Source organism: Streptomyces hyaluromycini (assembly GCF_002217755.1).
In the GTDB taxonomy this organism is placed as follows: Bacteria; Actinomycetota; Actinomycetes; order Streptomycetales; family Streptomycetaceae; genus Streptomyces; species Streptomyces hyaluromycini.
The window spans coordinates 549,255-555,773 of the sequence record NZ_BCFL01000020.1; the positions used below are offsets into that span (position 1 = coordinate 549,255).

General features: G+C 69.9%; 6 protein-coding genes. 4 read left to right on the forward strand and 2 right to left on the reverse strand.

Annotated features, from left to right (window positions below; translation table 11 throughout):
- Positions 1-17 precede the first annotated feature (17 nt).
- The 3 genes from SSP29_RS24285 to SSP29_RS24295 all read left to right on the forward strand — a co-directional run bounded on the left by SSP29_RS24285 (position 18) and on the right by SSP29_RS24295 (position 2,939).
- Positions 18-920 (forward strand): DUF6083 domain-containing protein, encoded by a 903-nt coding sequence (locus tag SSP29_RS24285; RefSeq protein WP_089102866.1) that lies wholly within the window; start codon positions 18-20, stop codon positions 918-920.
- The gene (locus tag SSP29_RS60955) at positions 917-1,405 is read left to right on the forward strand and encodes a hypothetical protein (RefSeq protein ID WP_089102867.1); all 489 of its coding nucleotides are present in this window, start codon (positions 917-919) and stop codon (positions 1,403-1,405) included. Before SSP29_RS24285 ends, SSP29_RS60955 begins: the two co-directional genes overlap by 4 nt.
- 76 nt (positions 1,406-1,481) lie before the next feature.
- A complete protein-coding gene (locus SSP29_RS24295; protein ID WP_089102868.1) occupies positions 1,482-2,939 on the forward strand; it encodes a UvrD-helicase domain-containing protein in 1,458 nt (485 codons plus the stop codon).
- A gap of 200 nt (positions 2,940-3,139) precedes the next feature.
- Here the strand turns inward: SSP29_RS24295 and SSP29_RS24300 are convergent, their stop codons facing one another.
- Positions 3,140-3,346: a hypothetical protein gene (locus SSP29_RS24300; RefSeq protein WP_145968950.1), complete on the reverse strand. Its 207-nt coding sequence runs from the start codon at positions 3,344-3,346 to the stop codon at positions 3,140-3,142.
- Positions 3,343-4,338 (reverse strand): AAA family ATPase, encoded by a 996-nt coding sequence (locus SSP29_RS24305; protein ID WP_089102870.1) that lies wholly within the window; start codon positions 4,336-4,338, stop codon positions 3,343-3,345. Before SSP29_RS24305 ends, SSP29_RS24300 begins: the two co-directional genes overlap by 4 nt.
- Positions 4,339-5,118: 780 nt before the next feature.
- On the opposite strand from SSP29_RS24305, the gene SSP29_RS24310 reads away from it, so the two are divergent.
- The gene (locus SSP29_RS24310) at positions 5,119-6,411 is read left to right on the forward strand and encodes an IS701 family transposase (RefSeq protein ID WP_438363807.1); all 1,293 of its coding nucleotides are present in this window, start codon (positions 5,119-5,121) and stop codon (positions 6,409-6,411) included.
- Positions 6,412-6,519 lie beyond the last annotated feature (108 nt).

The following is a 6,519-nucleotide window of genomic DNA, read 5'->3' on the forward strand; positions in this document are numbered from 1 at the left end:
CTGACAGGTTCGCCCGCATGCGCTTCACACCCCCACGACGTCCCCCGGCCCGGTGCTGGGACGGCAGCCCGGTCGTCGCCCACCGCGAGCGCCGTACCCTGCGGATCGCCCCCGACGGCGGTAGCCGGCTGCTGCGCTGCGGCCAGAGCGACCGGTGCCGTGAGTGCGGCAACCGGATCGAGTGGTACCGCCGCAGTCATCAGCAACCCGTCCGCCTGCATCCGCACGAACTGCCGGCCGCCCGGGTACCCGCCACGTGCCAATGGCACGTCAGCTCCGGGGTCGCCTACCCTGCCGGGGACGGAAGCCGCTGGTGCCGCGTGCCGCATGCCGTTGTCTGCCCTGCGCGGGAGGCATCCCCGGTGTCCCCCGAACTGGCGGGGCTGCGCCGGTCGCTGGCCGTGAACTCCCGCCGCATGATCGACGCCGGGACCTTCGCCCCTCTTCCCGTCCCGCCGGCGGGCAGCCCGGCAACCCGGCACGCCGCATGCCGACCGGCCCGGCCCATCGTGCAACTGCTGTACGTCCGCTACCTCGCCGCCCGGCCCGTGGATGAGATCCAGTGCGTCGCCCAGACCCGGCGCCACCAGCGCTGCACCAACCCACTGCTCTCCCCCGGCACCGCCCCGGCCGGGGCCTGGGTCCTGGTGCCGGCCACGGCAGCCAGCGGCCAGCTGGCCCCGCCCGCCCAGGTCATGGTGGTCTACGACCTCAGCGGCACTCCGTACGCCGAACGGCTGCGCTGGCGCGCGCAGCGCTGCCCGCAGCACGCTGCCACGCCCACGGCCGCCGAGCTGGCGGTGGCCGACTGGGAGCCCTTCGACCCGCTGCGCCACGACGAGCACGTCCGCACCCGTCTGCCCACCGGTACACAACGCCCCGGACCTGCGGACCGCGCACGGCAGGCGACCCGACGGTGACAGCGCACCACGCCGTCGAAATCCTGTTGCTCCGGCCCGCCGCTCCCGGTGAACTCCGGCAGGCGCGCTGCGGCGTGGCCCTGGCCGCGAGCGCGGACCGCACCCGGCTGATGGCGGTCTGCAGCGCCCCCAGTCCCGGCGGCGCCCTGCACGCGCTGCGGCGCCGGCTGGACGCACGCCTGCCGGTCGACGTCCTGACCACGCACTACCCCGACCGGCACGGCCAGGTCCTGCTCAACGTCACCCTGGACCACGCCGCCGAGGGGGCCCTGCGCCAGGCCGCGGCCGCCCTGGGGCAACGCCCCCAGGAGCTACTGCGGCGGCGGGTGACCGCAGTCCTGGCCTGGGACGAGCAGGAACGCGCCCAGCGCCTGGAGGCCCGGCTCGCGAACCTGCTCGCCGACCACCCGCCCGAAGAAGTCCTGGCCTGCGTGGCCGGCCTCCTGCTCAGCCGCCGGCACCCTCCCGCCCGCACAACGCCGTAACTCCGTCTGCCCTGCCGCCCCTGACGCGACGGCTGCAGGCACCCTTTGATCCTCTTCATCTTCCGCGGAGCCCTTGTTGCACACACCCACCGACGAACAGGCCCACGCCGTCGACGCTTTCCGGGCCGGTCACCATCTCGTCCTGCAGGCCGGCGCCGGAACGGGAAAGACCAGCACGCTCACCCAGCTCGCCGCCAGCACCCTCAGCCGCGGCCGCTATCTCGCCTTCAACAAGGACATCGCACGCGATGCCGCCGCCCGCTTCCCCCGCACCGTACAGTGCAAGACCGCCCACGCCACCGCCTACGCCGCCCTCGGCCACCGCTACACACACCGGCTCAACAGCCCCCGCCAGCCGGCCTGGAAGACCGGCCAGGCACTCGGCATCACCCGCCCGCTGCGCATCGGCGACCACGAGATCAGCCCCCGGACGCTCTCCCACACCGTGCTGCGCACCGTCACCCGCTACTGCTACTCCGCCGACCACACCCTGTCCCGCCACCATGTGCCGCAGCTGCGCGGCCTGAACACGGACGGCGAACACGCCCAACTCGCCCACGACGTCATGCCGTTCGCCCTCAAAGCCTGGGCCGATCTGCACAACCCAGAGACAGGTGTGGTCCGCTTCGAGCACGACCACTACCTGAAGATGTGGGCCCTGACCGAGCCGAGGATCGAAGCCGACTTCCTCCTCCTCGACGAGGCTCAGGACACCAATCCCGTCCTGGAGGAGGTGTTCGCCGCCCAGCGCCGCCATGCCCAACTCGTCATGGTCGGCGACTCGGCCCAGGCCATCTACGGCTGGCGCGGCGCCCGGGACGTGATGACCGGTTTCGACGCCACTCCCCTCACCCTCACCCGTTCCTTCCGCTTCGGCCCCTTGATCGCCGAGGAGGCCAACCGGTGGCTCACCCTCGCCGACGCTCCCATCCGCCTGACCGGCTCCCAGGCCGTTCCCACCGGCGTCGGCGCCCTTGACCGTCCCGACGCGGTGCTGTGCCGCACCAACATCGGCGCCATGGCCGAGGTCATGCGCCTGCTCGCAGCCGGCCGCCGTGTCGCGCTCACCCGCGGCGGCCAGCAACTGGCCGCACTCGCCATCGCGGCCCGCGATCTGAAAGACGGCCGCCGCACCTCCCACCCCGAACTCGTCCTCTTCTCCTCCTGGGGCGAACTGCAGGACTACGCCGCGCACGACCCCGCCGGACGCGATCTGCAGCCCTTCGTGGACCTCGTCGACACCCACGGCCCGGAAGCCATCCTCACGGCGGTCGTCCAGCTCACCGATGAGAAGTACGCCGACGTGACCGTCTCCACCGCCCACACCGCGAAGGGCCGCGAATGGCCCACCGTCCAGATCGGCGACGACTTCCCGCCGCCCAAGGACACCGACCAGCACGACGACCAGGGACGCCCCGTGCCCGAGCCCATCAGTGACACCGACGCCCGCCTCGCCTACGTCGCCGTCACCCGCGCCCGCCACCACCTCGACCTGGGCGGCCTGAGCTGGGTCAACGACCTTCCCGCCGCATAGAGACAGAGCGCGGCCGAGGTCTTCCTGCTTGAGCATCCAGTCTTGAGGGAGGCGGTGGGGACGCTGGATGCGGCGTACGTGCCGGGCACCAGGTGCGCGCAAGGCGGTTCAGCAACTCGTGCAGGGCTCTCTCATCCCCATGCCCCTCGCCGATCGAGGCGATGACCGGGTAGGGGCACTCATCGCTGTTCGCCCTCCTCCTACTGCTCCTGTCCTGGAGCGGCTGCGGGACGCATCTCCCCTCTGCGCAGGAGTTCCGGCAGCGTCAGGACGCCGTCGGCCAGGAGGCGGCGCCCGGAGTCGTCGATCGGCCCGATGACGGTGCCGCTTCCGTCGTCGCGGACGGCCAGCAGATGGGCGGGGTCGGCGGCCGCGTTGTCCAGGAGATCTGCGCTCTGTGTGATCACGACCACCTGTGTGTTGCGGGAGGCAGCCACGAGGGCGTCGTAGAGGGCACCGAGCATCGGGGGTGCAGAGAGATCTCTGGTTCTTCGATGCCGAGGAGTGGGATGTCGCCCTCCAGTACCAACGGCTGGAACAGCGCGGCCAGTACTGCGGTGAGGCGGAGGGTTCCCTCCGACAGCGACCGGCGATCGACCCTGGCTTCGTGTCCGTCCGCCCGGAGGAAGCGGCCGGCGACATAAGCGAGGCTGGCTTCGGACACCTCTACGCCGTCCACCGCGACGGCATTGTCGATCATGGTGGAGAGGTAACCGTCCAGGGCTTCCTTTGCCCAGGGGTACTGCTTACTCAGCTGGGTGAGCACTCGGGCCAGGCGGCTTCCGCGCTCGCCGAGCATTTGCCCGCTCGCGCTCCTCGAGGTGTCGTCGACATCCCGCAGGACCGGCGTCAGGAACTCGTAGAAGCGCATACGGCCCAGAGACCGGACGAGTGCGCGCACCTCATGGTTTGCGCGATGGACACGGGCCGGCAGAAGAAAGTCGTCCCCGAAGACAGGCTCGTCCCCGGCCAGGTTCGGGGCGGACGGTTCGCCTACTGGGGCTCCGTCGATGAGGAGTTCGTCCTTGTGCACCACCGGTAGGGAGGAGTCACCATGCATGGCCCCGATTTCCACTGTGTAGGCAGCATCGAAGCGGGCGAGGCCGTCGTGCGCGCCGACTTCCATATGGATACGGAAGGAGTGCGCCCGTCGGCCGACTGCGTCACGGTGCAGGACCTCATCGAGGCCGCCGCGTGATTCGAGTGCGCGGGCAGGCGAGGTCCGCACAGCATCGCGGACGAACCGGAGAGCGTCGAGGAAGTTCGACTTGCCTGCGGCGTTCGGGCCGGCCAGGACGGTCAGCGGGCCAAGGTGTACGTCGCAGTAGCCGATGGAGCGGTAGTTCTCGACCCGCAGCCGGGTGAGGAACACGGAGGTCTGCAGGCGCTCGACGGTCATGGCAGTGCCCTCGTTGGGACAGGCTGCTGCATCCAGCGCGGAACAGCATCGGGCAGGGACGCCCTTACGGTGTCTGCGGCAGGAATCTGCCCCTGGCACCCTGGGCCGGTACTGCTCGTCACAGCAGGCTCCGGCCGCCTGGTACCGCAGCCCGGGCGCTGGAGACTGTCGGGGGCACTGCTTGGGCGACGCATGTGAGGTACACGCTCGCCATACCTTGCCTGCTGTGAACCACAATCCGTCACCCTATCCAGATTGACCAGGGCCGTTCCGGACCAACAGCCCGGCCGGCCGCTGGCGGCGCGCACCGGGGCGGGCTGAGCACTGCCCGTATTCGCGCTGCGGGTGGCAGAGGTTGCGTCGCCGCCTGGCTGCCTGCGCATCAGGAAGATGCCGCCATACGTCCTGGCAGCCATGTGACGTGGCGCGTACGGCGGTCCCGGTCGCAGTGTCTCCTGGAGGAGCTCGCCAACCACAGCGCCGGCCGGTGCTGCGAATCCCGAATGCGGCAGGCGTTCACATGCCCTGCGGCCGTGTGGAGGCGCCGGATTACTCCCTCGGGGTGGATATCGCGGCTCGCTTGTCGGTGCTGATCATTTCTTCGGACGGGCGGCGCATTGGAGCGCGCAGGGCGCATCCCTGGACGTGAGGACCTGACCTGCAGAAACAGTCCACCGCCTATTACTCCAGCCGTAGATCGTGATCTTGCGGGTCCGAGCCGGTCCGGGAGCGAGTGCGGCCACCGTTGATCATCAGTGTGTGAAGACAGAAGATCAGTCGATGGCCGCAGGCCACAGCATAGATCCTGCCCGTTGGCAGGACATGTTCGAGGCCCTGATGGGCCGCATCGCGGGACGGTTCGGGCGGGTGGAACCGCGGCGCCGGGCACGGGAGTTCGTCCTTGGCTTGTTGTCGGACCTACCACGCAAGAACTGCTGGACGCTCGCCGAGCATGCCGGGGATGCGACACCGGACGGCTTGCAGCATCTGCTGTCCAGGGCGAGGTGGGACGCCGACGCGGTCCGTGACGACCTCCGCGGCTTCGTCATCGAGCAACTTCAGGACGACGACGCGGTGTTGGTCGTCGATGAGACCGGCGATCTCAAGAAGGGCACCGCCACGGTCGGAGTCCAGCGCCAGTACACCGGCACCGCCGGACGCATCGAGAACAGCCAGGTCGCCGTCTACCTCGCCTACTCCACCCCGCGCGGCCATGCGGCGATCGACCGGGAACTCTATGTCCCGCGCTCCTGGACCCAGGACGCGTCCCGCTGCCAGGCCGCCGGGATACCCGAAACCGTGCGCTTCGCCACGAAACCCCCACTCGCCGCCCGCATGATCGGCCGCGCCATGGATGCCGGCATCCTCGTGTCCTGGGTGGCCGGCGACGAGGTCTACGGAAGCAACCCGCACCTGCGGGCCGCGCTGGAGCAACGGCAGCTCGGCTACGTCCTGGCCGTCGCCTGCGACCACCAGATCACTACCCGCGCAGGCAAAATCCGCGCCGACGCACTGGCCAAGATGCTCCCGAAACGGGCCTGGCAGAAGCTTTCCGCCGGGGCCGGAGCCAAGGGGCATCGCTACTACGACTGGGCCCTGGCCGATACCGCCGACGAGGGGTCCGGCCACTACCATCTGCTCGTCCGCCGCAACCGCAGGAGCGGTGAACTCGCCTTCTACCGCTGCTACTCGGCGGCCCAAGTGCCCCTGTCCACCTTGGTGAAGGTGGCCGGACGCAGATGGACGGTCGAAGAGACCTTCCAGTCCAGCAAGGGCCTGGCCGGACTGGACGAGCACCAGGTCAGACGCTGGACGTCCTGGCACCGATGGGTCACCCTCGCGATGCTCGCCCATGCTTTTCTCGCCGCAGCCACCGCCCACGAACGCGCTGACACACCGGCTCCGGACGGCCTGGTCCCGTTGACCTGCAACGAGATCCAGCACCTGTTCAGCACACTCGTCACCCGGCCCATCCACGCAGCCGCACACAGGCTTCGCTGGTCCGCATGGCGACGACGCCACCAGGCCCGATCCCGGGCCAGCCACTACCGGCGGCGAACGGTTGTGAGGTGACGATCACGATCTGCTGCACGGGCGGCTGGGGACGCCGTGGAGTTGGCTGTCATGGTTGCCGATCCTAGGCTCGGCAACCATGACAGTTCTGATCACGGTGTGGGGAGC

Coding starts and splice junctions, on each gene's coding strand:
- SSP29_RS24285 (WP_089102866.1), top strand. CDS start 18: ATGCGCTTCACACCCCCACGACGTCCCCCGGCCCGGTGCTGGGACGGC.
- SSP29_RS24305 (WP_089102870.1), bottom strand. CDS start 4,338: ATGACCGTCGAGCGCCTGCAGACCTCCGTGTTCCTCACCCGGCTGCGG.
- SSP29_RS24310 (WP_438363807.1), top strand. CDS start 5,119: ATGGCCGCAGGCCACAGCATAGATCCTGCCCGTTGGCAGGACATGTTC.